The sequence below is a fragment of the Actinoplanes sp. NPDC051388 genome (assembly GCF_055586225.1).
The window spans coordinates 45,371-67,421 of the sequence record NZ_JBVJIP010000013.1; the positions used below are offsets into that span (position 1 = coordinate 45,371).

The 22,051-nt window shown below is 71.4% G+C and carries 29 protein-coding genes and 1 pseudogene; 13 read left to right on the plus strand and 17 right to left on the minus strand.

Annotated features, from left to right (window positions below):
* The first annotated feature begins 6 nt into the window (after positions 1-6).
* Both ACZ6TI_RS29590 and ACZ6TI_RS29595 read left to right on the plus strand, forming a co-directional pair.
* Positions 7-984, plus strand: coding sequence for an aldo/keto reductase (locus ACZ6TI_RS29590; protein ID WP_465348447.1), 978 nt, complete (start codon positions 7-9; stop codon positions 982-984).
* Positions 978-1,232, plus strand: a complete 255-nt coding sequence (locus ACZ6TI_RS29595; protein ID WP_465348448.1) for a hypothetical protein — start codon at positions 978-980, stop codon at positions 1,230-1,232. The genes ACZ6TI_RS29590 and ACZ6TI_RS29595 overlap by 7 nt, the downstream gene beginning before the upstream one ends.
* 125 nt (positions 1,233-1,357) lie before the next feature.
* On the opposite strand, the gene ACZ6TI_RS29600 is transcribed toward ACZ6TI_RS29595, so the two are convergent.
* From ACZ6TI_RS29600 to ACZ6TI_RS29630, 7 genes are all read right to left on the minus strand, one after another.
* The gene (locus ACZ6TI_RS29600) at positions 1,358-1,561 is read right to left on the minus strand and encodes a cold-shock protein (protein ID WP_011905669.1); all 204 of its coding nucleotides are present in this window, start codon (positions 1,559-1,561) and stop codon (positions 1,358-1,360) included.
* 321 nt (positions 1,562-1,882) lie between these two features.
* The gene (locus tag ACZ6TI_RS29605; RefSeq protein ID WP_465348449.1) at positions 1,883-2,155 is read right to left on the minus strand and encodes a DUF4235 domain-containing protein; all 273 of its coding nucleotides are present in this window, start codon (positions 2,153-2,155) and stop codon (positions 1,883-1,885) included.
* Positions 2,152-2,589 (minus strand): DUF3618 domain-containing protein, encoded by a 438-nt coding sequence (locus tag ACZ6TI_RS29610; protein ID WP_465348450.1) that lies wholly within the window; start codon positions 2,587-2,589, stop codon positions 2,152-2,154. Before ACZ6TI_RS29610 ends, ACZ6TI_RS29605 begins: the two co-directional genes overlap by 4 nt.
* Complete coding sequence (locus tag ACZ6TI_RS29615) at positions 2,586-3,020, minus strand: phage holin family protein (protein ID WP_465348451.1); 435 nt, start codon at positions 3,018-3,020, stop codon at positions 2,586-2,588. Before ACZ6TI_RS29615 ends, ACZ6TI_RS29610 begins: the two co-directional genes overlap by 4 nt.
* A gap of 52 nt (positions 3,021-3,072) precedes the next feature.
* Positions 3,073-4,224 (minus strand): mechanosensitive ion channel family protein, encoded by a 1,152-nt coding sequence (locus ACZ6TI_RS29620; protein WP_465348452.1) that lies wholly within the window; start codon positions 4,222-4,224, stop codon positions 3,073-3,075.
* Positions 4,225-4,261: 37 nt separating this feature from the next.
* The gene (locus ACZ6TI_RS29625) at positions 4,262-5,083 is read right to left on the minus strand and encodes a DUF1206 domain-containing protein (RefSeq protein ID WP_465348453.1); all 822 of its coding nucleotides are present in this window, start codon (positions 5,081-5,083) and stop codon (positions 4,262-4,264) included.
* 61 nt (positions 5,084-5,144) lie between these two features.
* Entirely contained in the window at positions 5,145-5,495 is a 351-nt protein-coding gene (locus ACZ6TI_RS29630; protein ID WP_465348662.1) for a hypothetical protein, read from the minus strand.
* A 15-nt stretch (positions 5,496-5,510) separates the two neighbouring features.
* Here ACZ6TI_RS29630 and ACZ6TI_RS29635 point away from each other — a divergent pair.
* Positions 5,511-5,801, plus strand: a pseudogene (locus ACZ6TI_RS29635) (GNAT family N-acetyltransferase); the annotation flags it as partial.
* Here ACZ6TI_RS29635 and ACZ6TI_RS29640 read toward each other — a convergent pair.
* Positions 5,798-7,342, minus strand: coding sequence for a glycoside hydrolase family 3 protein (locus ACZ6TI_RS29640; protein WP_465348454.1), 1,545 nt, complete (start codon positions 7,340-7,342; stop codon positions 5,798-5,800). The pseudogene ACZ6TI_RS29635 and the gene ACZ6TI_RS29640 sit on opposite strands and share 4 nt — an antisense overlap.
* Positions 7,343-7,453: 111 nt before the next feature.
* Between ACZ6TI_RS29640 and ACZ6TI_RS29645 the strand changes: the two genes are divergently transcribed.
* Together ACZ6TI_RS29645 and ACZ6TI_RS29650 are read left to right on the plus strand one after the other, a co-directional pair.
* Complete coding sequence (locus tag ACZ6TI_RS29645; RefSeq protein WP_465348455.1) at positions 7,454-7,585, plus strand: hypothetical protein; 132 nt, start codon at positions 7,454-7,456, stop codon at positions 7,583-7,585.
* Between the two features lie 40 nt (positions 7,586-7,625).
* Complete coding sequence (locus tag ACZ6TI_RS29650) at positions 7,626-9,263, plus strand: RecQ family ATP-dependent DNA helicase (protein ID WP_465348456.1); 1,638 nt, start codon at positions 7,626-7,628, stop codon at positions 9,261-9,263.
* 27 nt (positions 9,264-9,290) lie between these two features.
* On the opposite strand, the gene ACZ6TI_RS29655 is transcribed toward ACZ6TI_RS29650, so the two are convergent.
* From ACZ6TI_RS29655 to ACZ6TI_RS29670, 4 genes are read right to left on the minus strand one after another with little or no spacing between them, the layout of a single operon-like run.
* On the minus strand, positions 9,291-10,547 hold the full coding sequence (locus ACZ6TI_RS29655; protein WP_465348457.1) for a hypothetical protein: 1,257 nt from the start codon (positions 10,545-10,547) through the stop codon (positions 9,291-9,293).
* Positions 10,544-10,795 carry a hypothetical protein gene (locus ACZ6TI_RS29660; protein ID WP_465348458.1) on the minus strand — a complete coding sequence of 84 codons (252 nt, stop codon included), beginning with the start codon at positions 10,793-10,795 and terminating at the stop codon, positions 10,544-10,546. Before ACZ6TI_RS29660 ends, ACZ6TI_RS29655 begins: the two co-directional genes overlap by 4 nt.
* 13 nt (positions 10,796-10,808) lie before the next feature.
* A complete protein-coding gene (locus tag ACZ6TI_RS29665) occupies positions 10,809-11,375 on the minus strand; it encodes a hypothetical protein (RefSeq protein WP_465348459.1) in 567 nt (188 codons plus the stop codon).
* On the minus strand, positions 11,372-11,629 hold the full coding sequence (locus ACZ6TI_RS29670; RefSeq protein WP_465348460.1) for a hypothetical protein: 258 nt from the start codon (positions 11,627-11,629) through the stop codon (positions 11,372-11,374). The genes ACZ6TI_RS29665 and ACZ6TI_RS29670 overlap by 4 nt, the downstream gene beginning before the upstream one ends.
* A gap of 150 nt (positions 11,630-11,779) precedes the next feature.
* Here ACZ6TI_RS29670 and mltG point away from each other — a divergent pair, with 150 nt between their 5' ends.
* From mltG to ACZ6TI_RS29690, 4 genes are read left to right on the plus strand one after another with little or no spacing between them, the layout of a single operon-like run.
* Entirely contained in the window at positions 11,780-12,907 is a 1,128-nt protein-coding gene (mltG, locus tag ACZ6TI_RS29675) for an endolytic transglycosylase MltG (protein ID WP_465348461.1), read from the plus strand.
* Positions 12,908-12,962: 55 nt separating this feature from the next.
* On the plus strand, positions 12,963-13,466 hold the full coding sequence (locus tag ACZ6TI_RS29680; protein ID WP_465348462.1) for a hypothetical protein: 504 nt from the start codon (positions 12,963-12,965) through the stop codon (positions 13,464-13,466).
* A 9-nt stretch (positions 13,467-13,475) separates the two neighbouring features.
* Positions 13,476-14,312, plus strand: coding sequence for a helix-turn-helix domain-containing protein (locus ACZ6TI_RS29685; protein WP_465348463.1), 837 nt, complete (start codon positions 13,476-13,478; stop codon positions 14,310-14,312).
* A 1-nt stretch (position 14,313) separates the two neighbouring features.
* The gene (locus ACZ6TI_RS29690; protein WP_465348464.1) at positions 14,314-14,724 is read left to right on the plus strand and encodes a VOC family protein; all 411 of its coding nucleotides are present in this window, start codon (positions 14,314-14,316) and stop codon (positions 14,722-14,724) included.
* Here the strand turns inward: ACZ6TI_RS29690 and ACZ6TI_RS29695 are convergent.
* From ACZ6TI_RS29695 to ACZ6TI_RS29705, 3 genes are read right to left on the minus strand one after another with little or no spacing between them, the layout of a single operon-like run.
* The gene (locus ACZ6TI_RS29695) at positions 14,697-15,359 is read right to left on the minus strand and encodes a response regulator (protein WP_465348465.1); all 663 of its coding nucleotides are present in this window, start codon (positions 15,357-15,359) and stop codon (positions 14,697-14,699) included. The two genes, ACZ6TI_RS29690 and ACZ6TI_RS29695, sit on opposite strands and share 28 nt — an antisense overlap.
* Positions 15,356-16,627 carry a sensor histidine kinase gene (locus tag ACZ6TI_RS29700; RefSeq protein WP_465348466.1) on the minus strand — a complete coding sequence of 424 codons (1,272 nt, stop codon included), beginning with the start codon at positions 16,625-16,627 and terminating at the stop codon, positions 15,356-15,358. The genes ACZ6TI_RS29695 and ACZ6TI_RS29700 overlap by 4 nt, the downstream gene beginning before the upstream one ends.
* 50 nt (positions 16,628-16,677) lie before the next feature.
* A complete protein-coding gene (locus ACZ6TI_RS29705; RefSeq protein ID WP_465348467.1) occupies positions 16,678-17,865 on the minus strand; it encodes a glycosyltransferase in 1,188 nt (395 codons plus the stop codon).
* A 146-nt stretch (positions 17,866-18,011) separates the two neighbouring features.
* Between ACZ6TI_RS29705 and ACZ6TI_RS29710 the strand changes: the two genes are divergently transcribed.
* A complete protein-coding gene (locus ACZ6TI_RS29710) occupies positions 18,012-18,452 on the plus strand; it encodes an SRPBCC family protein (protein WP_465348468.1) in 441 nt (146 codons plus the stop codon).
* On the opposite strand, the gene ACZ6TI_RS29715 is transcribed toward ACZ6TI_RS29710, so the two are convergent.
* On the minus strand, positions 18,443-20,032 hold the full coding sequence (locus ACZ6TI_RS29715) for a phytoene desaturase family protein (protein WP_465348469.1): 1,590 nt from the start codon (positions 20,030-20,032) through the stop codon (positions 18,443-18,445). The genes ACZ6TI_RS29710 and ACZ6TI_RS29715 overlap by 10 nt on opposite strands.
* Before the next feature lie 59 nt (positions 20,033-20,091).
* Here ACZ6TI_RS29715 and ACZ6TI_RS29720 point away from each other — a divergent pair, with 59 nt between their 5' ends.
* The gene (locus ACZ6TI_RS29720; protein ID WP_465348470.1) at positions 20,092-20,568 is read left to right on the plus strand and encodes an SRPBCC family protein; all 477 of its coding nucleotides are present in this window, start codon (positions 20,092-20,094) and stop codon (positions 20,566-20,568) included.
* A 3-nt stretch (positions 20,569-20,571) separates the two neighbouring features.
* On the opposite strand, the gene ACZ6TI_RS29725 is transcribed toward ACZ6TI_RS29720, so the two are convergent.
* Complete coding sequence (locus ACZ6TI_RS29725; RefSeq protein WP_465348471.1) at positions 20,572-21,240, minus strand: hypothetical protein; 669 nt, start codon at positions 21,238-21,240, stop codon at positions 20,572-20,574.
* Between the two features lie 142 nt (positions 21,241-21,382).
* On the opposite strand from ACZ6TI_RS29725, the gene ACZ6TI_RS29730 reads away from it, so the two are divergent.
* Together ACZ6TI_RS29730 and ACZ6TI_RS29735 are read left to right on the plus strand one after the other, a co-directional pair.
* Positions 21,383-21,592 (plus strand): hypothetical protein, encoded by a 210-nt coding sequence (locus tag ACZ6TI_RS29730; protein WP_465348472.1) that lies wholly within the window; start codon positions 21,383-21,385, stop codon positions 21,590-21,592.
* Positions 21,593-21,657: 65 nt separating this feature from the next.
* On the plus strand, positions 21,658-22,008 hold the full coding sequence (locus ACZ6TI_RS29735; protein ID WP_465348473.1) for a DUF6401 family natural product biosynthesis protein: 351 nt from the start codon (positions 21,658-21,660) through the stop codon (positions 22,006-22,008).
* Positions 22,009-22,051: the final 43 nt, after the last annotated feature.

Sequence of the window (22,051 nt, forward strand, 5' to 3'; positions counted from 1 at the left end):
CGGGTCGTGGAAAATCGCAGCTTTCGCAGGATGGGACGGGACGCTTCGGTGATCGGGCTCGGCGCCTGGCAGCTGGGCGCCGACTGGGGTGACGTCAGCGAGGAGGACGCGCACGCCACGCTGGCCGCGGCGGTCGACGCGGGCGTCACCTTCATCGACACCGCCGATGTTTACGGCGACGGCCGCAGCGAGCAGATCATCGGCTCGTTCATCAAGGACCGGCCCGGGCTCACCGTGGCCACCAAGATGGGCCGCCGGGTGCCGCAGGAGGCGGCCAACTATTCGCTCGACAACTTCCGGGCGTGGACCGACCGGTCCCGCGCCAACCTCGGCGTCGAGACGCTCGACCTGGTGCAGCTGCACTGCCCGCCGACGCCGGTGTTCTCGATGGACGCCACCTATGACGCGCTCGACACGCTGGTGCAGGAGAAGCGGATCGCGGCGTACGGGGTCAGCGTGGAGAAGGTGGACGAGGCGCTGGCCGCGATCGCCCGGCCGGGCACCGCGAGCGTGCAGATCATTCTGAACGCGTTGCGCCTCAAGCCGCTCGAGCAGGTGCTGCCCGCGGCGCGGGAGGCGGGCGTCGGCATCATCGCCCGGGTCCCGCTGGCCAGTGGCCTGCTGTCCGGCCGATACGACGAGAACACCACGTTCGGCGCCGACGACCACCGCAACTACAACCGGCACGGCGAGGCGTTCGACGTCGGCGAGACGTTCTCCGGCGTGGACTACGAGACCGGGCTGGCGGCGGTGCGGCGGCTGCGTCCGCTCGTCCCCGAGGGCGCGACGATGGCGCAGTTCGCGCTGCGCTGGGTGGTCGACCAGCCCGGTGTCACGGTGGTGATCCCGGGCGCCCGCAACCCGGAGCAGGCTCGCGGCAACGCGGCCGTCGGCGACCTGGCGGCGCTGAGCCCCGAGGCGCTGCAGGCGGTCCGCGCGACCTACGACGAGCTGGTCCGGCCGCAGGTGCACGACAAATGGTGACCGAGCCGAAGCTCACCGGGTGGACGCCGATGACGGTCGGCGTGCTGTTCATCGTCCTGGGTGGCCTGTGGACGCTGCAGGGGCTGGACATCGTCGGCGGCAGCGTGATGAGCGGCGTCAGCCTGTGGGCGATCGTCGGCCCGGTGGTCGCGGTGGCCGGCCTGGTGCTGATCGTGATCGGCGTGCGGCGGCGCAACAAGCACCGCCGAGCAGTCAACGCGGCCGACCCGGGCAACCCGCCCGCCTGATCCGACAGCACCGACACGAAAGCACTGACCCGAAAAGCCCCGCATCCTCAACGGGATGCGGGGCTTCTGTCGGGGCCGACCTCCGCCAGGCGGCCGGCAGCCGGCGTTTCCGCCGGCGTGTGGCCTCAGAGCGGGCGAACCTGCTCCGCCTGCGGGCCCTTCTGGCCCTGGGCGATCTCGAACTCGACCCGCTGGTTCTCTTCCAGAGTCCGGTAACCCGAAGTCTGGATGGCCGAGAAGTGGACGAACACGTCAGCACCCCCGCCGTCGACGGTGATGAAGCCGAAGCCCTTGTCTGCGTTGAACCACTTCACGGTTCCTTGCGCCATGCTGAACTCTCCTTCTGAAAATGCCGGCCCCGTTGCTTGCTCATAGGAGCCGATGACCGTTTTCGAGCAGCGGCGCCGTTGAGGCGGCCTTTCCAGAGGACGTCCCATCCACCCGACCGCCGGGGCGCCAAGGGGGCGCCACGGCGGCGTGCGGAACAGCACACCACGTACGCAAAAACTGGGCACACTGTACCCGAAATTCGGGCGTCAAAGCTGCCCCTCCGGGCATTCGAATAAACCGGAGCAGATAGGGAAAAGGTCCCCCACATCACCGGAGTGCGTGTGGAGGACCAAGACCGCAGTCGATTTGTTACCGACTAGTTAATCCGGCCAGTTGCCGGTCACCTTGCGCACGCCGACCGCACCGCCGCGGTCGACCGCCGCCTTCACCAGCGCGAAGATCGCGCCCTGCACCGCGGCCGCGGCCAGGATCTCGCCCCAGCCCCGGTCCTCGTCGGTGGCGTTGGGCGCATCGTCGTCGCCGGAGGCCAGTTTCCAGACCTCCTTGAACACGAACCCGGCGATCGCACCGGCGCCGATGCCGAGCAGCAGCCCGACCGGCTTGTACGCGACCTTCTGCAGCTTCGAGCTCATCGGCGCCGCCCCCGGACGATCAGGATCACGCCGATCAGCGCGGCCACCCCGGCCAGCACCGCGGCCGCCGGAATCGGGTTGCGACGCACCTGCACGCCCGCGCCCTGGGCACGCTCGACCGCACCGGACTCGCGCACCTTCTCGGAAGCCACCGCGGCGGTCTCCCGAGCCTTGCCACCGGCCTGCCCGGCCGCGGCGCGCACCTTGCCCGAAGCCACCGCGGCGGCCTCGGACACCTTGTGCCCGGCCTCCGCCGCCTGCGCCTTCACCTTCTGCTTCGTCTGCTCGACCTGCTCCTTGGCCCGGGCCTTGACGTCGGCCTTGTTGGCCAGCGCCTGCACCGTCTCACCCAGATCGGCACGGGTCTGCGCGATCTCCGCGCGCAACGCCGCCACGTCCGGCTTCCCCGCGTCCGACCCGTTCTTCTCACTCATGCCCGGCTCCTGTCCTTCACCGCGTGCTTAACCTCGTCGACGTCAGCCTTGACACTCTGGATAGCAGCTTTGGGCTCGGGCGGAACAGCCTGAGTCACCTGCTTCTTGCCCAGCAGCGCCAGGATCCCGGCCACCACGAAGAGCAGCACGGTGACGATCAGGGCGGCGAGCCACAGATCGAGAAACAGGTTGAACACGATGATCAGGGTCGCGATGAGCGCACCGACGCCATAGAGCGCGAGCACTCCCCCGCCGCCGAACAGGCCGATCCCGATGCCGGCATGCCTGCCTTTCTCGGCGAGCTCGGCCTTGGCCAGTGCCAGTTCGTCGCGGACCAGTGTGGTGATCTGCTCGCTCGCTCGCTGCACGAGCTCGGATGTGGACTGGTCGGCTGCGGGCCGACCCGCGCCGCCGTTCAGGACATCGGCCATCGTGTCCTCCTTTCCCTGTTCTGCCTGTATGCCCCCACCTGCGAGCATCCAATCATTGACGCGACTGGTCGTCCGGACCGACGAACGCCGCGCCCCGCGAATCGCCGTCCGACCCGCCGGAGAACACCTGCCCGTCGCGCCCGTTCTCCGGGTGCTCCTGGGGCCCGTCGGTGGCCGGCGCGGGCGGGTTGACGTCCGCCCGCACCCGCGGCAACGAGCCCTGCCGGTGCTCCCACACCCATCCCACCAGCCGCTCGCGCACCAGGCACCGTAAATCCCACAATGCGCCCGCGTCGGCCGCGCTCACCAGGGCGCGCAGCCGGATCATCCCGCCGATCGCCTCGGTCACCTGCAACACGCAGACCCGGCCGTCCCACAGTTCCGAGGCGCCGCACACCCGGCGCAGCTCGGCGCGCAGGTCCTCGATCGGCGCCGACCAGTCCACGTCGACCTCGGCCGTGCCGAGCACCGCCGAACCGGTGCGCGTCCAGTTCTGGAACGGCTTGGTGGTGAAGTAGGAGGTGGGCAGGATCAGCCGGCGGTCGTCCCAGATCGCCACCGAGACGTAGGTGAGCGTCATCTCCTCGATCCGGCCCCACTCGTTCTCGACCACCACCACGTCGTCCACCCGCACCGCGTCGCTGAACGCGAGTTGCAGGCCGGCGAAGAGGTTTCCGAGGGTGCTCTGGGCGGCCAGGGCGGCCACCACGCTGATCAGGCCGGCCGAGGCGAGGAGGCTGGCGCCGAGGGCGCGTACCCCGGGGAAGGTCATCAGCATCACGCCCAGGGTGACCACGACGACGGCCGCGACCGTCACCCGGCGCAACATGACCACCTGGGTCTTGAGCCGCCGGGCCTTCAGGTTGTCCGGCACGTCGGTGCGATATCTGGTGAGCGCGAGGTCCTCGATCACCAGCATCAGCGCGGCGACCAGCCACGCGGCCGCGGCGATGATGCCGAGGACCAGGAAGTGCAGCACGCCGTCGCGGCCGGCGAACTCGTCGACGCCGGAGCGCAGCGCCTGCTGGATGGCATAGACCACGACGAGGGCCCGGAACGGCTGGTGGGCCGTCCGGGCCAGGTCCGCCCAGAGGGGCGACCGCTTGCCGATGCGCACGACGAGGAGATGGATGGCTTCGACCAGGACCAGCGCAGCACCCGCCCCCACAACAACAGCGAGCAGAGCCGTCATGACGCCGTTCATGGCGGCATCAGATCACACTCAGGTTCACACCTGAGAGTCAGACTTTGCGATAGCGAGCTTGGAAGAAGCAGTAGACGCCGAAGCAGGCGATGCCGAGGGCGATCAGGCCCAGCAGCCACGGGCCCCAGCTGTTGCCGGTCAGCGACTTGAGGGCCGAGTCCAGCCCGCCCGCCTTCTCGGCGTCGTAGGTGACCGCGGCGGACACGATCAGCGCGCCGGCGATGCCGTACGCCAGGCCCTTGCTGGTGTAGCCCGCCATGCCGAGCCGGCGCACGGTCCGGTGCACCGAGGGGTTCATCTGGCCGGTGTTCAGGTGCTTCTCGAACTTCTTCTTGAGCCCGTAGACGACCAGGCCGACACCGACGCCGACGACCACGAGGCCGACCAGGCCGACCAGCCAGCGGCCGCCGGTGGACTGCATCACGGACGACGCCGAGGACTGCTGGCTGTCCGACTGCGACGCGTTGGCGCCGCTGATCACCTGGTAGCCCAGGTACGCGAAGTAGAGGTAGAGGATGGCGCGGCAGCCGGAGATGAAGCGCTCGGCCATCGCGGCCCGGTCCTGCGGGCCGCTCTCCCCGATCGCTGCCTCGAAAGCCTGCCAGATGGCCATCGCGACCATGCCGATGATGATCAGGATGACCAGGAACTCGCCGGCCGGCTGCTTGGCGACGGTCTGCAGGGCGCCGGACTGGTCCGTATCACCGGACGAGTTGCCGAACGCGACCTGCAGCGCCAGCCATGCGAACAACAGGTGGATGACGCCGTAGGCGATGAAGCCGCCACGCGCCAGCAGCTCGAGCGGCTTGCTGTTGGCCGCGCGCGACGCGGATCCTCGGACTTGCTGGGTGGCAGACATGCTGCTCAGAATTACCGGCGGCGACTTTTCTCAAACTCCGGCGGCAATTCGGGCACCCGTGCTATTGGCGCGCCACCTGGAACGACACGTTGTCGGCGGTGATGCTGTCGAGGGACACCTGCAGCCCGCCGACCTGCACCGCCTGCTGGCCCTTGGTGAGCTGGATCTGCTCGCCTGCCACCTCCAGCGTCACCGTGTTGGCGTCGGCGCTGACGAATTTGGCCTCCACGCCGAGAACGCTGGCGCTGGCGTTGGTCTCGCGGGCGATGGTCACGCTGCAGGAGTCGAGGCCGCAGTCGACGTTGTCGCTGCTGCAGCCGGCGACGAGCGCCAGGCCGAGCACGGCGGTGGAGATCAGGGCGGCAAGGCGCGAGGCCGTGGTCTTCAACACCCATCCCACGGTACGGGGCATCCGCCAGCTTACGATCGCGACATGGATGTGAGCTTGCGCGACAACCCGGACGAGCGCCGCTTCGACCTGCTGGTGGACGGTGCCCCGGCCGGCCTCGCGGCGTACCGGGTGCGCGACGGCCGCACGGTGATCACGCACAGCGAGATCGACCCGTCCTTCCGGGGCAAGGGCCTCGGCGGTCGGCTGGCCCGCCTGACCCTCGACCACCTGAGGGCGCAGAACGCCCGCGTGGTGGTGGTGTGCCCGTTCTTCGTGAAGTACGTGCAGGATCACCACGACTGGGACGACATCCTGGAAGACAGCTAAGCCGCGAGCCTTTGCGGCGCCGGGATGCTCGTGCCGGCGATCACCTCGGCGGCCGCCTGGCCGCAGGCGCGGGTGGCGCCATAGGTGGCCACGTGCACGGCGCCCGTGACCAGTTCGGGCAGGCCCATCTCGACCACCACCGCGTCCGGGCGGGCGGCCAGGGCGCCGGCCACCGCGGCCGCCATCCAGGGGTGCCGATGCAGGTCGCGGACCACCAGCACGAGCGGCGCGCCGTCGGCGCCGGCCAGCACCCGGGCGGCCGGGTTGGCCAGGCCGGTCAGGTCGTCCTCGGTGAAGCGGATCGCGGTGGTGCCGGGCAGCAGATCGTCCAGCGGCTCGACCAGGCCCCACGGGGTCTCCGCGCCGATCGCGATGTTACGCGGCGGGGCGAACTCGACCAGGTGGGCCGGGCCGGTCAGCGGCAGCAGGTCGGCGGCGCCGGAGGCGATCGTCAGGCGGACCGCGCGGCGGGCCGCGGCGAGCCCGATCACCGAGCCGCCGACCGTGCGCTCACCCTTGCGGGCGCCGGTCTCGCGTTGCACCCGGACGGTCCAGGCGGCCAGCCGCCGCACCCGGGCGGCGGCGTCGCGCAACCGCTCCTCGGGCAACTCGCCACTGTGCACCGCGGCCACGATGGCGTCGCGCAGGAGCAGGGCGGTGTGCTCGTCGGCGTGGTCGCCGCCGACGCAGATCGCGTCCGCCCCGGCCGCGAGCGCCCGCACGGTGGCGCCGGCCAGGCCGTAACGGCGGCTGACGCCCTGCATCTCGATGCCGTCGGTGACGATCAGGCCGTCGAAGCCCAGTTCCTCGCGCAGCAGCCCGGTCAGCACGTTTCGGCTGAGGGTGGCGGGCAGCTCGGCGTCGTACGCCGGGATCAGCAGGTGGCCGGTCATCACGGACTGGGCGCCGGCCGCCACCGCCGCCCGGAACGGCACCAGTTCGCAGGCCTCGAGCTGCTCGCGGCCGCGGTCGATGAGCGGGACGGCGTGGTGCGAGTCGACCGCCGTGTCGCCGTGACCGGGAAAGTGCTTGGCGCAGGCCGCGACGCCCGCCGCCTGGAGACCGTGCACGAACGCGGCGCTGTGCCGGGCCACCAGGGCCGGGTCGGCGCCGAACGCGCGTACCCCGATGATCGGGTTGTCGGGGTTGCTGTTGACGTCGACGTCCGGGGCGTAATTCAGCGTGATGCCGGCGTCGGCGAGATCGCGGCCCAGGTCGTGCGCGACGGCCTCGGTGAGCGCCGGATCGTCGATCGCGCCCAGGGCCAGGTTGCCGGGGCGGCTGCTGCCCTGCCGGGACTCGAGCCGGGTGACGTCGCCGGCCTCCTCGTCGATCGCCACGATCACGTCGGGGCGCTCGGCGCGCAGCTGAGCGGTCAGCGCGGCCACCTGGGCCGGCGACTCGACGTTGCGGGCGAACAGCGCGACGCCGCCCAGACCCTCGGCCAGCCGGCGGCGGACCCAGTCGGGCGCCGTGATGCCGACGAAGCCGGGTTGCAGCACGCTTGCGGCAAGTTCCGGTATTCCGCCTGTGTGCGGCATGTGCCCCCCGTACTCCGATCGTGGTCGGACCCATGGAAACACCCGCTGCCCATTTAGTCAACAAACCTTTCTATTAAACGTGTTCAAAGTGAGCTCGGCTACTGTGAGGGCGTGACCACCCCCCTGGCCGCGACCACCGGCATCGATTGGTCCGAGGTGCACGCGGTCCGCCTGCTCGGCCTGGCCCTCGGCGCGCTGATCCTGTTGTGGGCGATCCGCAGGATGTTCGGCGGCCGGAAATAGCGGTTTGTCAGTGGCCGACGCCGGGCACAATGGCCGCTCGATGAAACTTCCCGTGTACGGACCACGCCTGCGCAAGGTCGCCCGGCAGCACTTCGGGTGGCCCTCGCTGCGCCCGGGCCAGTTCAAGCCGATGCGCGCCGTGCTGCGTCGCCGGGACGCCCTGGTGGTGCTGCCCACCGGCGCCGGCAAATCGGCGATCTACCAGATCCCGGCGGTGCTGCTGCCCGGCCCGACAGTGGTGATCTCACCGCTGCTCGCCCTGCAGCAGGACCAGATCGCGGCGCTGAACGAGAAGGACGACCCGAAGATCCGCGCGGTCCGGGTCAGCTCGGCGGAGACCCCGAAGGAACAGCGGGAAGCGATCGCGGAACTCCGCGCGGGCCGTGCCGAGTTCCTCTTCATCACCCCCGAGCAGCTCAGCAACCCGGAGCGGCTGGCCGAGGTGCGCGCCCTGAAGCCCGGCCTGGTCGCGATCGACGAGGCGCACTGCATCTCGATGTGGGGCAACGACTTCCGGCCGGACTACCTGGCGCTCGGCCACCTGATCAAGGAGCTCGGCCGGCCGCCGGTGCTGGCCCTGACCGCGACCGCCTCACCGCCGGTGCGCGACGACATCATCGCCCGGCTGCATCTGCGCAAGCCCGAGATCCACGTGTCCGGCCTGGACCGGCGCAACCTGTTCGTCGAGGTCGCATACTGCCCCGACGAGGACTACCGGTGGCGCAAGCTGACCGCGCTGCTGGACGAGGCGCCGGGGCCGGGCATCATCTATGTGGCCACCCGCCGGGCCGCCGAGGAACTCGCCGAGCGGCTGGCCCACGCCGGTTACGGCGCCGAGTTCTATCACGGCGGCATGCCGGCCGGCGCCCGCGAGCAACGGCACGAGGACTTCACCGCCGACAAGATCGACATCATGGTGGCCACGTCGGCCTTCGGGATGGGCATCGACAAGGCGAACATCCGCTGGGTCGCGCACGTCGCGCTGCCGGACTCGCCGGACAGCTACTTCCAGGAGATCGGCCGGGCCGGCCGGGACGGCGAACCGGGCCGCGTCCTGCTGCTCTGGCGCTCCGAGGACGAGGCGATCCAGCGGTTCTTCGCCGGCGGCGCGCCCGACCTGGTGGAGATCCGCGAGCTGGCGGCCGCGCTGCGCACCGGCCCGCAGACGAAGACCGCTCTGCAGAAGACGACCGGCATGAGCCCCCGCAAGCTCGGCGCGATGCTGGGCCTGCTGGAGCAGGTCGGCGCGGCCACCGCGGGCGCGAAGAACAGGTGGACGGTGCCGGTCTTCGCGCCGCTGCCGGCCGCCGCCGCGGAGGCCGCCGTCGCCGAACACGAGCGGCAGCAATCGGTGCAGCGCTCCCGCACGGACATGATGCGTGGCTTCGCGCAGACCAGGTCCTGCCGCACGCAGACCCTGCTGGCCTACTTCGGCGAGGAGCTGAAGAAGCCGTGCCGGCATTGCGACAACTGCGCCGAGGGCGTGGCCGAGACCCCGCCGCCGAAGTCGTCGGGCGGGCGGTTCCCGGTGCACAGCCAGGTGCGCCACGAGGAGTGGGGCACCGGCATGGTGATGGGCTACGACGAGGACAGGATGACGGTCCTGTTCGACTCGGTCGGCTACAAGACCCTGTCGGTCGGCGTCGTCATCGAGAACGGCCTGCTCTCCCCGGCATGACCGATCCCGGCGCCTCCGGGGTGAGGGTCAGGGCTTCCAGCCGTCGTCCTTGCGCCACTCGTTGGACGGGGACTGCGGCGGCTGCCTGATGTCGTGGTTCTCGTCGGCGAAGTGCGGGGCGTCCTCGATCGCCTTCTTCGAGACGTCCAGCTCGGCCTGGGCCTTCCTCGCGTTCGCGGCCATGCTCGCGTTCAGCGTCTTGAGCAGGCCGGTCACCGCGTCGGCCAGTCCCTTGAGCGGGTCCTCGACGGCCTTGCTGATGCTGTTGGCCGCGTCCAGATAGGCGTCCAGCTGCGCCGAGATCGTGATGATGTGCTCGAAGCCCAGGTTGGCGAAGGCCAGTTGCAGGCCGTCGATCGTCTTGGCTGCCTTCTCCCCTTCCTGGCCGAGCCACTGCAGGTTGTCGGCGATCGAGTTGTAGTAGTCGCCGAGGCTGTTGGCATAGATCGCATAGGCGCCCGCCGCGGGCGAGTTCCAGTACTGCTGGAGATCCTTCACCTGGGCGACCATGTTCGAGCGGAGATCGCGGTACGCGTTCGAGCCGAGCTTGAGCAGGTTGGCCCGGTTGGCGATGATGGCCGGCCAGGCGCTGGACGCCTCGTCGATCAGGTCGACACAGGAGTCGGCCGGCATCAGCCCCCACTGGCGCACGATCGACTCGGCGTTCGCCAGCACCCCGGACCACTCGTTGATGAACTCCACCAGCTTGTCGCGGCCCTCGGACCGCATCTCCTCGCGGATCTGCGCGCCCGGCGTCTTGGAGAGGTCCGTGCCGGCCGGCCACATCTCCTGCTGGAACACCTTGCCGTCGCGGAACAGCTGGTTGAGGCGGTGGCCCTCGCCGGAGTCCTCCGGGATCGACACCGTGTAGCCGCGGCCGGTGTAACCGGTCGCGATGTCCAGCGCGCCGCCCGGACTCGCGGACGCGCCGGAGACCTTCTCCAGGCTGTTCACGAACGGCATCAGCGGGCTGTTCTCGATCGCCGCGAAGTCGGCGGCGACCTTGATGTCGGTGTTCGTGTAGTCGGCCGCCACCTGATAGAGCGTCTGCCCGACGTCGTCGAAGCGCTCGCCGGCCAGGCTCGCCTCCTTGGCCCGATCGGCGACCGCCTCGGTCCACTGTGACTTCCACTTGTCCGACCAGGTCAGCCGACCCCAGGCGCCGTCCGGCACCGCGCCGACGTGGGTGACGTAGAACTTGATCGCGTCGCAGGCCATCGCGTCGCTGTATCGGCCGGACGCCTGCCGCACCAGCGCGGCGGCCTCGACGCTGAGCGTGGTCACCAGGCACCGCCCCAGCGCTGGAACAGCCGCTCCGACGTCTTCGCGTAGTCCGTCACCGCAGCCACCAGGGCGGCGCGGATCTCGGCGATCAGCTGGTCGCGGGTCAGCTCGCGGAAGGTGCCGGGCTCGATCGTCACGCTGATCTCGCCGCGCTGGTCACGGCGCACCTCGACGAACTCGCGGGGTGACCTCCCGCGGACCGGGCTGGCGTCGAGCTCCGCCCGGAACTGCTCGATCTGGCTGGGCATGGTCGGCATCTCCTCACAGCAGCCCGATGGCGGCGTTCGCCAGGGCGTTGGCCTTGTCCAGCGTCCGGGTGCGCAACTCGTCCGGGGTGGCGTCCTTGTCGGCCCAGTGCACGATCACGCTGACGGCGGTCTTCTCCGCATAGGCGCTCACCTGCATGGAGGCCTCCTGCTCGTTGCGCAGGGCGTAACACGACTGGCCACTGGGCAGCGCGGCGTCGGTGCCCGGGGTGCCCTCGCACTCGGTGGCCGCGCCGTCCTTGGCCCAGTCCGGCAGGGCGTCGCCCTCGGAGCTGTCGAAGTTCGGGCGCAGCAGATAGACATAGGCATAAGCCACCGCGGGCGGCTTCGTGCCGGCCGGCGGTGCGAAGGTGCACTCGACGCTGAGCGGGTCCGGTGAGGCCGGCCGCTCCGACGTGGCCGGTGCGGGCGCCGGCATGCCGAGGCCGGTGAGCGGTTCGACGAACGCGGCGCAGGCCGGGAGCGGCTGGTCGAAGGTCAGCTTCTCCGGCCCGTTGTCGCAGCCGGCGGCGACCGATGCCACCAGCAGCACGGCGGCGACGGCCGGAGCTCGGCGGATCACCGGTCCGCCTGGGCCCGAGCCTCCGCCACGGCCTCCTCGATGGCTCGCTTCTGCTCCTGCCGATAGGCCGCGAGGGTGACCCGGGCGGCCGCGGCGACCTGCCGGGCCAGCGCGGCCTCGTCGTGCGTGCGCAGGGCGTCGTCGCTCAGCTCGACCTCGACGCCGCCGCGACCGCCGAGGGTGATCGTCACCGACCGGTCCGGCGACCGGCCGACCGCCTTCATCGCGTCGTATGTGCTCGCAAGAGAGCTCACTGAACCCCCGCACCTTCGGCAAACATCCCGTCCACAGCCCCCGAGCATAGACATCGACGGACATCGCGGGTGCCCCGTGACCGCCGCGGGGGTCGACAGCAACAAGTACGCTGCCCGACTGGATCATGCGGACAGCGGAGGCGTGGGACTGTGATCGACGAGCGACCCGGCGGGCACACCCCGCAACATCGGCGCCGCGGCGAGGCCTTCCGGGCGGCCCTCAAGGTGTGCCTGGTGGCGGTCGTCGCACTGGTCTTCGCCGGCGGCATCTACGTGGTCAAGGGCCGCTTCGACATCCCCGACTTCGAGGGCGACGGCACGGGCGACGTGCGGGTCACGATCGCCGAGAAGTCGACGCTCACCGACATCGGCGAGACGCTCTCCGGCGCCGGTGTCGTGCGCAGCACCCGGGCGTTCGTCGCGGCGGCCGAGGACGAGCCCCGCGCGCAGAGCATCCAGGCCGGCACGTTCCGGCTGCGCAAGCAGATGTCCGGGACGGCGGCCGTGCTGCTCCTGCTGGACAAGAAGTCCCGCGTCGTCGACGGCGTCACGGTCGAGGAGGGCAAGACCACGTTCCAGGTGTACGAGATCCTGAGCAAGGCCACCGGCGTCTCCTACGACGACTTCACCGAGGCCGGCAAGGATCCGGTCGCCCGGGGCGTGCCGAAGTCCTGGTTCGCCGGCAAGAAGGGCGCCCCCTCGATCGAGGGCTTCCTCTTCCCGGACACCTACGAGTTCAAGGCCGGGATGACCGCCGAGAAGATGCTCGAGGAGATGGTCGAGCACTTCCTGGCCGTGACCAAGAAGATCGAGTTCAGCGATCGGGTGCGCGCGGAACGCGGGATCAAGCCCTACGAGGCGCTGACCGTCGCCTCGCTGGCCCAGGCCGAGGCCGGGAACAACGACGACCTCGGCAAGGTGGCGCGGGTCGCCTACAACCGCGTCTACGGCGACTTCCCGTGCAACTGCCTGGAGTTCGACGTCGGGATCAACTACTACTACCAGCTCACCGGGCGGCCGCCGAAGCCGTCGAAGGACATGACCCGCGCTGAGTTGCGGGACACCCGGAACCCGTACCGGTTGCACGGCAAGGCGGGTCTCACGCCGACGCCGATCAACAATCCCGGCGCCGCCGCGCTGAAAGCGGCGATGGACCCGCCGGACGGGCCGTGGCTGTTCTTCGTGGCGATCGACAAGGAGAAGCACTCGGCCTTCTCGACCACCGTCGAGCAACACGAGAGAGACAAGGCGCGCGCCCGCAAGAACGGTGTGCTTTAGGGTCTGCCGGGGTATTGAACCCGGAACCATCGTGCCCGTCGAGAGGACTCCGCTCGTGACCGACGAACCGCTGTACGCCCAGTGGGGCTTCACCGACTCCGAGTGGGGGCTGCTGGTCGGCCTGCCGCAGGCGGTGCTCACCGCGGCCAGCGCGGCCACCCCGGACGGCGCCCGCAAGACCCGGGCGGAGAACGAGGCCGGCCTGGAGAAGGTGTCCGAGGCCCGGGCGTCGGCCAGCCCCCTGGTGGCCGCGGCCGCCCAGGAGGCCCTGGCGGCGGCCGGCGACCCGGAGCTGGGCGAGGAGCCCCCGGTGATCCAGCCGGCCGACCCGATCGGCTACGCCGAGGACGTCCTCGACCGCGCCGCCGAGGCCGCCGCGCTGCTGGCCACCAAGGCGACTCCGGCGGACGCGGAAACCTACAAGCACTGGCTGGTCGAGATCACCGACACCGTGGTCGGCGCGGCCAGCAGCGGCGGCGTGCTCGGCCTCGGCGGCGAGACGGTCACCGACAGCGAGCGCAACTTCCGCGACCATCTGGCCAAGGCGCTGGCCGACTAGCCTGGGCTGATGGCGGTCAACGAGCATGTGCGGGGGCGGCCCTCGCCGGCGTTGCGGCCATATGTCGAGGGCTATTCCGGCTATCGCAGCAGCGGCAACCCGCCGGGCTTCCACCGCGGGTTGCCGTCACCCTTTCTGACCCTGATCGTCACGCTCGACGACCCGCTGGTGATCCGTGCGCATCCGGACGAGCGTCAGGCTCCGGGCCGCTACGACGCGCTGCTCGGCGGTCTGCACCTGCGCCCGGCGCTGATCGAGATGGGCGGCGATCAGTCCGGCATGCAGGTGTCCGTGCTGCCGCTGGGCTGCCGGGCGCTCTTCGGCCTGCCCGCCGGCGAGCTCGGCCACCTCGACGTGGACTGTGCCGCCCTGCTCGGGCAGCGGGTCACCGACCGGCTGCGCGCGGCGATCCTGGCCGAGAGCACCTGGCCGCGGCGGTTCGCCGCGCTCGACACCGCGCTGGCCGGCCTGCTCGACCACGACCGCCGGGTGCACCCCGACATCGGGTACGCGTTCCAGCGCGTGCTCGACTCCGGTGGCACGGCCACGGTCCGCGCGGTGGCCGCCGAGGTGGGCTGGAGCGAGCGGCACCTGACCAACCGCTTCCGCGCCGAGACCGGACTGGGAGTCAAGGAGGCGGCTCGCGTGGCGCGGTTCGACCGGGCCCGGCGGCGGCTGCGCCCCGGCGTGCGGCTGGCCGACCTGGCCGCCGCCACCGGCTACTACGACCAGGCGCATCTGGCCCGCGAGTTCACCGCGCTGGCCGGCGTCCCGGCGAGCCGCTGGCTGGCCGAGGAGTTCGATTTTGTCCAAGCGTCGGCCGCGATGCCGGACCACGATGAGTGACATGACTCAGCAACCGCCGCCGCAGGTGTGGCCGACATTGAGGGCGCAGGACGCCCGCGCCCTGATCCGATTCCTGGTCGACGTGGTCGGCTTCGAGGAGACCCTGGTCGTCCCGGACGGCGACCTGGTCAGCCACTGCCAGCTGAGCTGGCCGCCGGGCGGCGGCATCATGCTCGGCTCGGCGGGCGGACGCGGCAAGGACGACGCGTGGGCACTGCGGCCGGGCTCGTTCGGCTGTTACGTGGTCACCGACGAGCCGGACAAGCTCCACGAGCGGGTCAAGGCCGCGGGCGTGACGATCACGCAGGAGCCGCACGACACGGATTACGGCTCCCGGGAGTTCGCGATGCGCGACCCGGAGGGCAACCTGTGGTCCTTCGGCACCTATCGGGGCGAGCCGCGCGACGGCTGACTCCGGGGGCTGAGCAGGCCGCGCTCGAAGGCGGCCGCCACGGCCGCGGCGCGATCACGGACGCCCAGTTTGGCGTACACGTGAAGCAGGTGGGTTTTGACCGTCGCCTCGCTGATGAACAGCTTGGTGGCGGTCTCCCGGTTGGTGCCGCCCTGGGCGATCAGCGTGAGCACCTCGAGTTCGCGCTGGCTCAGCGGCTCCTGCGCGGGCGATCGCAGGCGGCCCATCAGCCGGCCGGCCACCGCCGGGGAGAGCACCGACTCGCCGCGGTGGGCCGCCGACACGGCTCGGAAGAGCTCCTCGCGCGGGGTGTCCTTGAGCAGGTAGCCGGTGGCGCCCGCCTTGATCGCGGGCAGCACGTCGCTGTCGGTGTCATAGGTGGTCAGCACCAGCACGTGGGCGGTCGAGCCCTCGGCCTTGAGCGCCTCGATGGTGGTGACGCCGTCCATGCCCGGCATCCGCAGGTCCATCAGCACCACGTCGGGACCCACCGACCGGGCCACGGCCAGCGCCTCGCGCCCGTCTCCGGCCTCGCCGACCACCTCGAAGCGGTCGTCCCCGGCGAACATGCCGCGCAACCCGTCCCGCACGACGGGGTGATCGTCGACGATCAGCAGCCGGATCGTGCCGGTCATGCCGCGGCTCCGCGCAGCGACATGGCCGGCACGCAGGCGGAGATCGCGGTGCCGCTGCCCGGTTCGGACTCGACCTCCAGCGTGCCGGCGATGCGCTGCAGCCGCTCACGCATCGCGGCCAGGCCGAAGCCGCCGGTCGCCGACGGGGTGCGCGGCGCCTCCGGATCGAAGCCGGCGCCGTCGTCGCGGACGTCCAGCGACACCAGATCCTCCATGTAGGACAGGGTGAGGGCGACCCGGGACGCGTCCGCGTGCCGGGCCACGTTCGCCAGTGCCTCCTGCGCGGTGCGCAGCAGGGTGGTCTCGATCTCCGGCAGCAGCCGCTGCGCGGTGCCGGTGGTGATCAGCTCGGCGCTGACCCCGCTGATCGTGGACCAGCCGTCCACCACCTCCGCCAGCGCTTCCGGCAGCGCCGCCTCGACCAGGGGTTGCGGGCTGAGCGCCTGCACCGACCGGCGCGCCTCGGTCAGGCTGTCCCGGGCGAGTTGCCGCGCCTGGCCCAGGTGGCGCTGCCAGTCGTCCGGCCGGGTGGCCGCCGCGTCCGCCGCCTCGAGCTGGGTGACGATGCCGGTCAGGCCCTGGGCCAGGATGTCGTGGATCTCGCCGGCCAGCCGCTGCCGCTCGTCCAGCGCGCCCGCCTCCCGGGCCTGGGTCAGCAGCTGCGCGTGCAGGCCGGCATTTTCGCGCATCGCCGCGGCCAGCCGGTCGTTCGCGTCGGCCAGCTCCTCGATGGTCTTGCGCCGGCGCTCGGACTCGTTCTCGGTGGCCGCGGCGAGCGTGGTCATCGCCACCCCGATGCCGACGTTGAAGGCCAGCACGATCGCGAAGATCGGCAGGATCGCCGGGTGGGTCAGCGCGGCGAAACCGCCGATCTGCGAGGTGGCGCCGAGGAAGGCGACCGCCGACGCGCCGAGGATCACCCAGCGGCCGGGCAGCGCCTGCGACACGAAGAGATAGCCGGTCCAGGCGAAGAACGCGAACAGCGGGTGGCAGACGATCAGCGCGGTGGTGCCGATCAGCAGGCCGGCGAAGAACAGGCCCATCATCGGCCGGCTGTGCGCCCAGCCGGGATGCAGCGTGATGAACCAGAACATCCACAGCAGAACGCCGGCCACCACCGCCAGCGCCACCGGCGTCGGCGCGGCGCCCGGCGGCACCCAGTCGCGGGACATCAGCACCAGCAGGGTGGAACCGGCCAGCGTCGCATAGGGCAGCCACTGCACCACGCGGTCGATCCTGGTCTGGTAGGTCGGCCCGTCCGCGGTCATGCTTCGAGCCTCGCACTCCCCCGCCCGGCGCGTATCAACCGGTTGGTGGATCAGACCTGCGCCACTGCCTCCTCGGCGGGCTTGCCGCGCCCGGTGACCGTCGCGTAGACCGAGCCGAGCTGCGCGGCCACCCGCTTCCACGAATAGGCCTGCCGCGCCCGGTCCACCGCCGCCGTGCCGTAGGCGAAGCGCCGCACCTTGTCGTTGACCAGCCGGCGCAATGCCCCGCCGAGCACGCGCGGGTCGCGGGACGGGACCAGATCGCCGGTCAGGCCGTCGACGACGGTCTCGGTGAGACCGCCTTCGGCACTGCCGATCACGGGTACGCCGCAGGCCATCGCCTCCAGCGCGTACTGGTCCTGCCAGGCCGCGGCGACGAGCAGGTCGGCGCTGCGGTACCACTTCGGCATGTCCCGGGCGGACACCCCGCCGACCAGCCGGACGCGGTCGGAGACCTGGAACCGCTCGGCCAGCGCGCGCAGCTTTGCCGACTGTGGATCGACGGCCGACGGCGGGCCGATCACCACGCACTCGGCGCCGGGCACGAATCGCATCGCCTGGATGACGTCGCCGAAGCCCTTGGGCTCGACCAGCCGGCCGACGGACAGGATGCGGGGACGATCGGGGTCGCGGTCGGCGGCCGGGCCGTCCGGGGTGAAGTGCTCGCTGTCCACGCCGGCCGGGACCACGGTGAGCTGGGTGCGGGGCACGCCGATGCGAACCAGGCCGCGCACCTCCTCCTGGCTCTGGGCGACCACCCGGTCGACCGCGCGGCCGAGGGCGCGCTCATAGCCGGCGCGGGACGGGCCCTTGCCGCTCAGGGACATGTCGCCGAGTTCGTGGAAGGACTGGACGACCGGGATGCCGACCTGGCGGGCGGCGGTGACCGCGGCGAGCCCGCTGGTCCAGAAGTGCGCGTGGGCCACCTCGGGCCGCCAGTCGCCGTTGGTCCAGGCGCCGCGCAGCCACTGGGCGAAGTCGCCCATGTGGGAGAGCAGCAGCTCGGGGGGCAGCAGCTCCTCGGGTCCGGCGGGCACGTGCACCACGCGCACGCCGGTGGTCATGCCGACCGTGTCGGCCAGCCCGGGCCGGTCCCGCCGGGTGTAGACCCGGACGTCGTGGCCGAGGCCGGACAGGGCGCCGGACAGGTCGGCGACGTGTCGACGCTGCACTCCGCCGGTGGCGTCACCACCGTCGGCGAGCGGGCTGGCGTGCTCAGAGATCATCGCGATGCGCAACGGGGTTCCTCCTCCAGCTGAGTTCCGGGAGAAAGATCCGGAGAGACTGGTGAATACGCGGTGGAGCATGCCCGACGCCCAAAACCGTAAACATGAGGGTTAGTTAGACCTGGTGGATCCGCGGGTATGGGCAGGTTGTGGCACTTGTGAAGCGTACCGTTCCGGCCGTTCCGAGCCGGGTGTTCGCCGTTCTCGCGGACGGCTGGACCTACAGCGACTGGGTGGTGGGCACGGCGCACATCGTCAATGTGGACGAGGGCTGGCCGGCCGTCGGCTCGCGCGTGCACCACAAGGCGGGGCCGTGGCCGTTCTCGCTGCGGGACAAATCGACGGTGGTGGCCGTGACGCCGGACCGGGAGCTGATCCTGGAGGCCGGGCTATGGCCGCTGGGCCAGGCGCGCGTGCGGATCACCCTGGAGCCGGTCGGCTCGTCCGCGACCCGGGTGTCGATGGAGGAGCAGTTCGACAAGGGGCCGTTGCTGCTGCTCCGCAACAAGCTCAACGACGTGGTCCTGCACCAGCGCAATGTGGAGGCCCTCCGCCGGCTGTGCGACCTCGCGGTGGGCAACCGGGTGGCTCAGCGATAGACGGCGCGGTGCGCGACGTCGATCACCGCCCGATACATGCCGCCGGTCAGCGCCCGGTCGCGGGCCAGCGCGGCGTGCGCCGCGTTCGCGCCGGGGGCGCCGTGCACGCCGCCGCCCGGATGCGCCGACGAGTTGGCCAGGAAGAGCCGGTCGACCGGGGTGTCCGGGCGGCCCAGGCCCGGGATCGGGCGGAGGAAGAGCTGCTGGAAGGCGGCCGCGGTGCCGCCGCCGAGCGCGCCGCCGACCAGCGCCGGGTTCTCCCGCTCCAGGTCGGCCGGGGCGAAGACGTTGCGGGCCGCGACCAGCTCGCCGAAGCCGGGCGCCTGCGCCTCGACCACCGCCTCCATCCGCTGCACGTGCGCGGCGATCTCGTCCTCGTCCCAGGACGCCCGGTGCGGCAGATGCGTGTAGGCCCACGCCGACTCGGTGCCGGCCGGTGAACGGGTCGGGTCGGCCGTCGTGGTCTGCCCGAACAGCAGGAACGGGTCCTCCGGGACAGTGTCGGTGGCCAGGTCCGCGGCATAGTGGGTGAGGCCGTCGAGATCCTTGGCCAGGTGCACGGTGCCGGCCGGGGCGGCGGCCGGGTTCGTCCACGGGATCCGGCCACGCACCGCCCAGTCGACCTTGACCGTGGCGCCGTCCCAGCGGAAGTGCTCGAGGTCCTCGACGACCCGCGGCGGCAGCCACCGGCTGCCGACCAGGTCCAGATAGAGCGCCGGCGCGGGGACGTCGGCGAGCACCGCCCGGGTGGCCCGCCGATCCACGCCGTCCGCGGTGCGCACACCCATCGCCCGTCCGCGCGCGACCAGCACCCGGGTCACCGGCGCGTTGTAGACGACCCGTCCGCCGCGCGACTCCAGACGGCGGACCAGCGCCGAGGTGATCTCCTGGGCGCCGCCGATCGGCACCGGCCAGCCGACCTCCTGCCCGAGCATGGCCAGCAGCCAGCCGTAGACGCCGCCGCCGGCCTCCTCGGGCGACAGGTCGGTGTGCAGCGTGCAGCCGGCCAGCGCGAGCTTCGCGCCCTCGCCGCGGAACAGCTCGGCGCCCAGCTCGCGGACCGACAGCACCAGGCGGCGGCCCATCCGCAGCGCGCCGCCGACGCCGAGCTGCCCGCCCAGCCCGAGGCCGCTCCGCACCGGCGGGAACGGGGTGAACAGGGTGTCCAGCAGCCGTGGCGAGAGGGCGCGCCACTCCTCGAAGGCCCGGCGCCAGCGCTCGCCGTCGCCCGGGGCGAACTGCTCCATCGAGGCCATCGTGCGGTTCAGGTCGCGGCTCACGGTGGCCGCGCGGCCGTCCGGCAACAGGTGCGTGAACACCTCGGGGGCGTGCGTCCAGCGCAGGCCGAACCCATCCAGTCCCAGGTCTCGCATGACCGGCGAGGCGTAGCCCAGGGGGTAGAACGAGCTGAAGAGGTCGGAGAGGTAGCCGGGGGCGGTCACGAAACCCGATCGGACGGCGCCGCCGGGGTGCGGGGTGGCCTCGACGACCTCCACGTCCCAGCCGGCGTCGGCGAGCAGGTTGGCGGCCACCAGGCCGTTGTGTCCGGCCCCGATGATGATCGCGTCTGCGGCAGTCACGCTGTGAACGTACCCAGGAAAGGCAGTTTGTCTCTGAGATGCGCGGGCAGTTCACAGTCATGGGAAACGACAAGAGCACAGTCACCGAGTCCATCGACGTGGAAGTCCCGGTGCGGACGGCCTACAACCAGTGGACCCAGTTCGAGGAGTTTCCGCGCTTCATGAGCGGAGTGTCGGAGATCCGCCAGCTGGATCCGACGACCACGCACTGGAAGACCGACATCGACGGCGTCAAGCGGGAGTTCGACGCCAAGATCACTGAGCAGTTGCCCGACGAGCGGGTCGCCTGGACCTCGGTCGACGGCGCCAGGCAGGCCGGGGTGGTCACCTTCCACCGGCTCAGCGACACGAACACCCGGGTCACGGTCCAGATGGACTTCGAGCCGGACGGCCTGGTCGAGAAAGCCGGCGCCAAGCTGGGCTTCCTGGACCGTCAGGTGAAGGGTGACCTGGAGCGGTTCAAGACGTTCATCGAGGAGCGCGGCGGCAACGAGACCGGCGAATGGCGCGGTCAGGTCGACCGGCCGGGCATCTGAGTCTCACCTGATCGTGAGGGTTCCCACGCCCGCCCTGAGGTGGATCGCGTAGCGGTCGCGCGCGTCGATCCACCCGGGCGCGGCCAGGATCTCCCCCGCCGCGGTGCCGTTGTTCGCGGTCCACGGCGTGACCACCGACCCGGCGCCCGCACTCAGCGACACCCGCATCGGCACACCGGCCGGCCCGGTCACCACGACCGCGCCGGCCCCGCCGCGTAAGACCACCGGCACGGTGCCGACCGGCTGCGGCAGTTCCATCTCGACCAGCCCGGAGGCGCCCAGCTCGACCCGGGCGACCCGGCCCGCGGCCAGATCGAGCCGCTGCTCGCCGCCGCCGGCCGGGAGCCGGATGTCCCACCGCACCGAACGGTTGAGCAGGATCTTCACGGTGTCCGGCCCGCTCTGCGCGGTCGGCTGCAGCCCCACCCGCACGAGCCCGCGGCCGCCGGTCACCCGAGCCGCCAGCCCGGAGTCCGCCGGGGTGCTGATCCGATAGAGCAGTCCGGGCAGCTCGACCAGTTCCACCTCGACCCGCGAGGCGGCGTTCGCGACCAGCAGATGCGCCCCGGTGCGGCCCCGCAGCGTTCCGGCCAGCACCCGTTCGGCGGCCGGCGGCACGTTCGCCGGCGGCGGACCGGGCGGCCGGGGCGGAAGTGGCGTGCAGGCGCTCACGGTGAGCAGGGTGACCAGCGCGATCGGTAGATACGCTCGAATGGTTGAGTGGCCTTGACTCAGCGCTGGGGGCACCAACGGTCAACTGAGAATCGGCCGAACGGGTGACGGCGTTGCGTCCGGATCGAGCCAGACTGTCCGGATGCGATCCGACGGTTTCCTCTCCGAGCGTCAGCGCCGCTTCGCCTGGCTGGGCTTTCTGCTCGTCGCGTTCCAGGCGCCACTGGCCGCGATCCTGATCGACGACGCGTCCTGGCTCTTCGCGGTCGTGGTCGCGCTGGTCGTCGCCACCGTGATCCTGGCCGACGACGCCGCCCGCCGGCGCCCGGAGCGAGCCGAGCCGGCGGAATAAGTTCAACCGGCCTGCACCGGTCGGGAGAACCGTTGGCTACCCCGGGCTCCCTACCGTTCTGTTCTATGAATGGCCTGTTCAGCGGCGCTGCCGCTCGCGCTGCCCTGCGCTCCGCCCACGCTTCCCTCGACGAGCTGATGGCTTCCGTCGGTGTCTCCGGTCTGGCCGCCTCGGCCGACTCGCCGGGGCTGCTGGCCACCATCGATCAGCACGCCGCCGGTGTCCGGGACAGCCTCTCCGCCGACGAGCGGGCGCTGACCCCGGTGATCCTGGCCGCCTATGCGGAGGGGGTCCGGGACGCCGCGTTCAAGCACGGCTGGACCCCGCCGGTCGGCGAGATCGACTGGACCGGGAGCGACTGGGTGCTGCGCCGCCTGCTGGCGGTGTGCTCTCTGACGCACACGCTGACCAGCTGACCAAGCCCACCTGACAGGCCGAGGGCCGGCACCCCGCGCGGGG

What these genes read in the sequence shown, in the direction of transcription:
- ACZ6TI_RS29595 (WP_465348448.1), top strand. Translation starts at nt 978, where the DNA reads ATGGTGACCGAGCCGAAGCTCACCGGGTGGACGCCGATGACGGTCGGC.
- ACZ6TI_RS29600 (WP_011905669.1), bottom strand. Translation starts at nt 1,561, where the DNA reads ATGGCGCAAGGAACCGTGAAGTGGTTCAACGCAGACAAGGGCTTCGGC.
- ACZ6TI_RS29605 (WP_465348449.1), bottom strand. Translation starts at nt 2,155, where the DNA reads ATGAGCTCGAAGCTGCAGAAGGTCGCGTACAAGCCGGTCGGGCTGCTG.
- ACZ6TI_RS29610 (WP_465348450.1), bottom strand. Translation starts at nt 2,589, where the DNA reads ATGAGTGAGAAGAACGGGTCGGACGCGGGGAAGCCGGACGTGGCGGCG.
- ACZ6TI_RS29615 (WP_465348451.1), bottom strand. Translation starts at nt 3,020, where the DNA reads ATGGCCGATGTCCTGAACGGCGGCGCGGGTCGGCCCGCAGCCGACCAG.
- ACZ6TI_RS29620 (WP_465348452.1), bottom strand. Translation starts at nt 4,224, where the DNA reads ATGAACGGCGTCATGACGGCTCTGCTCGCTGTTGTTGTGGGGGCGGGT.
- ACZ6TI_RS29625 (WP_465348453.1), bottom strand. Translation starts at nt 5,083, where the DNA reads ATGTCTGCCACCCAGCAAGTCCGAGGATCCGCGTCGCGCGCGGCCAAC.
- ACZ6TI_RS29630 (WP_465348662.1), bottom strand. Translation starts at nt 5,495, where the DNA reads ATGCCCCGTACCGTGGGATGGGTGTTGAAGACCACGGCCTCGCGCCTT.
- ACZ6TI_RS29640 (WP_465348454.1), bottom strand. Translation starts at nt 7,342, where the DNA reads ATGCCGCACACAGGCGGAATACCGGAACTTGCCGCAAGCGTGCTGCAA.
- ACZ6TI_RS29650 (WP_465348456.1), top strand. Translation starts at nt 7,626, where the DNA reads ATGAAACTTCCCGTGTACGGACCACGCCTGCGCAAGGTCGCCCGGCAG.
- ACZ6TI_RS29660 (WP_465348458.1), bottom strand. Translation starts at nt 10,795, where the DNA reads ATGCCCAGCCAGATCGAGCAGTTCCGGGCGGAGCTCGACGCCAGCCCG.
- ACZ6TI_RS29685 (WP_465348463.1), top strand. Translation starts at nt 13,476, where the DNA reads ATGGCGGTCAACGAGCATGTGCGGGGGCGGCCCTCGCCGGCGTTGCGG.
- ACZ6TI_RS29690 (WP_465348464.1), top strand. Translation starts at nt 14,314, where the DNA reads ATGACTCAGCAACCGCCGCCGCAGGTGTGGCCGACATTGAGGGCGCAG.
- ACZ6TI_RS29695 (WP_465348465.1), bottom strand. Translation starts at nt 15,359, where the DNA reads ATGACCGGCACGATCCGGCTGCTGATCGTCGACGATCACCCCGTCGTG.
- ACZ6TI_RS29700 (WP_465348466.1), bottom strand. Translation starts at nt 16,627, where the DNA reads ATGACCGCGGACGGGCCGACCTACCAGACCAGGATCGACCGCGTGGTG.
- ACZ6TI_RS29720 (WP_465348470.1), top strand. Translation starts at nt 20,092, where the DNA reads ATGGGAAACGACAAGAGCACAGTCACCGAGTCCATCGACGTGGAAGTC.
- ACZ6TI_RS29730 (WP_465348472.1), top strand. Translation starts at nt 21,383, where the DNA reads ATGCGATCCGACGGTTTCCTCTCCGAGCGTCAGCGCCGCTTCGCCTGG.
- ACZ6TI_RS29735 (WP_465348473.1), top strand. Translation starts at nt 21,658, where the DNA reads ATGAATGGCCTGTTCAGCGGCGCTGCCGCTCGCGCTGCCCTGCGCTCC.